We start from the raw sequence: 3,030 nt of genomic DNA, 5'->3' as shown, positions 1-3,030 counted from the left end.
CTAAGCCAATAGCCGCAGACAGCATACCGCAGCCTGCTTATTCTTTTATTGTGTCAAAACAAATAAGTTAAACCTGAATAGCCGATTTACTGGCTGTTCGCAATAAAAACATTTTCGAATGAAAAAAGTTTTAAATATCATTTTTGCAAGTACCCTCACCCTGGGTCTCGCATCATGCGGACTCAATGGAGTTGAAAACATAACGGAGCAATCAACGGACAATTTTCCGGCCAATGCAGCAGATGCTGATGCAACAATAGCGGGCATTTATCAGTGTCTGAATCAGGTTGGTCAGTATCCTCAAGAGAGTTTCTTTTACTATTCGATACTGGCCAGTGACGATCAATTGGGAGGTGGAGGCACCAATGACAAATTGGTGCAGGCACAGGATCTGTTGTGCAACTATGGAACTAATATGACGAATGATTTTTGGCGTATTCGTTATCAAGGTATCAATCGTGCAAATACTTTGATCCAGGTTCTTCCTCAAACCAGTCTTAGTGATAAGGATAAAGATAAATACATGGGTGAAGCTTTGTTTTGCAGAGCTCTCTATTACTATGAACTTGCCTCGATGTACGGTAATGTGCCTTTGATGACCGCGCCTACCGGAACTGTTGTCAAGCAGGGGAATGTAGAGACGCTTTGGGGACAAATCATTCAGGATTTCAAGGACGCGGCAGACCTGTTGCCCAGTACGTCAAACAATAATAACGGCCATGCCGACAAGTATTGTGCAGAGGCCATGTTGGGACGTGCTTGGTTGTTTTATACCGGAATGTATGGTGATGGAACTGAGTTGAAAGACTTGACAAGTACGGTGTATAAACCTTTGACATCTATAACCCTTCCTGATGGAAAAACTCTTACGAAACAAGACGTGTCGAAATATATTGATGACTGCGTGAATAATTCAGGTTATTCCCTCGTACCGGATTATCGTAACCTTTGGGCTTATACCAATAAGTATACGGTAAATGACTATTCCTATACAAAAGGCAAGGGACTGAAGTGGTGCCAGGACGATGAAAATGGAACTCATAATCAGGCAGATGTCGAGGATATGTTTTGTATCAAGTTCAGTAAATTGGCTTCATGGTTGACAACTGTTGGCTATAGCAATATGTATGCCTTATATTTTGGCATTCGCGGCGGACAGGATTATGCCAATACTTTCCCCTTTGGTCAAGGTTGGGGATCAGGACCTGTGGCACCTAATCTGATGTCAGATTGGCAAGCAGCTGAACCTACTGATATGCGCCGTGATGCTTCTGTTCAAGTCTTAAGTCAACTTCCCAAATATAAAAGAGGTGGTTGGACCGACTATATACAGGAGACTGATTACTATGAAAAGAAATTAGCCCCTATTACTTGTAGGGATTCGACCCAGCCCGGAGGTATCGCTTGTAGCTTTGAAGTGACGATGTACGGTTCCGACGGATGGTCTAATGGTGTAAACATGCAAACATCGAATATCCATGATTTGGTCTTGCTCCGCTTTGCAGACGTATTGCTGATGCAGTCGGAACTGGAAGAGAATGTATCCGGTATCAATCGGGTGAGAGCCCGTGCCGGACTGTCACCTATTGGCAGTTATTCATTGGCTGCACTCCAGAATGAGCGTAGATGGGAGTTTGCCTTTGAAGGGACGCGTTGGAATGATATCCGCCGTTGGCATATTGCCGCTAAGGCTCTTTCAAAACAAGCAGACCAACCTATTTACGTCGCAGGTCAACCTGCAAAGAATGTAGCTCATAATGGAGGATATGCTGCGAGATACAATGAAACTGCAGGTTTCGAGAAAATGCCTGACGATGCGGTTTCTATCGGCAGTGTAGTTCAAAATCCGGGATGGGAAGACAATAGTTCAGAATACAATGGATGGAAATGATTTTCCTTCATATAAAGAAAAAGGGAATACTTATGAAAAAGACATTTTATTTGGTATGGGCAGTATTTGCAATGATGCTGGCTTTTATTTCATGCAGTCCTTCGCATGAAGATATCAATCCACGTGGGGCAATATCTGAAGACCAATTGACAGCCGGATTGATCCTGACTCCAAAATCGCAGGGGAATAATAATATAACTGTAACGACATCACCGGTACGGTATATCAAAGTGTTCAATGCCGATACAAAACAAGAGATCGGTGAGGGAACGAATGTTTCCTTGCAGGTCGCTCCTCCGACAAAGAAGTTGGATGTGTATGTCGAGACGATGAATGAAGACGGTACGATCGTAAAATCCGGAATTAAATCACTGGATATCACAGAGTATACGGACCTACCGGCTATTTATGATCAAATATTTGGTGATGGTAAGGGCGGTTATACCACTACTTATTGGACTTGGGATACAACAGACAATAAGGGTGTCGTCTGTGGCTTTGGAAATTATATGAGTGACATTACACCTGCAAAGGGACAGATCACGAAAGACCAAATCGATGGCCAGGCTTTAAAAAATGGTCTTGAAAGAGACGGGCTTAAAGGATGGTTCTCTTTGAGTTTGTCGACCGCAACAAATAGCCGAGGGGAGACGGGGGCTGTAACTGTTTCTTCCAATTCTGTAAAAGCAGGTTGGGATATAGGTACAATGACTTTTTCAGGTACTACGCCTTTAATGGGAGTTCGGTTGAATAGTGGGAATGCCAACCAATTTGTCTTTCACATCTTGAAAGCCGATGGTGACCATCTTTACCTTTGCGCATCTGAGTCGAATATGACGGGCCAAGGTGGGAATGCCTATTTTTGGTGTTTCAAGAAAACAACGAAGGAATGGTGTAATGCCCAAAAGTAACTTTGGATAATTTCTTGGGATAGTTGCCTTTTCTTATTTTATAAGGTAACTATTCTTCTATAGCATAAAAAGTCGTGTCTCTTTTGGTTCTTTGTTAAATGAGAGGGTGTGTCAAAATAGACATATCCTCTTTTTTTATCACAAAGCCCCGACTTTCTCAAGCCAGGGCTTTGCCATGTCCAAAAATTTTTGTACCTTTAGACATATACTTTATAACTATGGCAAAGT

At 42.6% G+C, this 3,030-nt stretch carries 2 protein-coding genes; both read left to right on the top strand.

Annotated elements, in window-relative coordinates; all coding sequences use genetic code 11:
* Positions 1-118: 118 nt before the first annotated feature.
* Positions 119-1,891, top strand: a complete 1,773-nt coding sequence (locus NG821_RS12375; protein ID WP_252761968.1) for a RagB/SusD family nutrient uptake outer membrane protein — start codon at positions 119-121, stop codon at positions 1,889-1,891.
* Between the two features lie 32 nt (positions 1,892-1,923).
* Positions 1,924-2,802 (top strand): hypothetical protein, encoded by an 879-nt coding sequence (locus NG821_RS12370; protein WP_252761967.1) that lies wholly within the window; start codon positions 1,924-1,926, stop codon positions 2,800-2,802.
* Positions 2,803-3,030: the final 228 nt, after the last annotated feature.

The sequence above is a fragment of the Segatella cerevisiae genome (genome assembly GCF_024054555.1).
Lineage (GTDB): Bacteria > Bacteroidota > Bacteroidia > Bacteroidales > Bacteroidaceae > Prevotella > Prevotella cerevisiae.
This window is presented reverse-complemented; position numbering and strand designations above follow the sequence as displayed.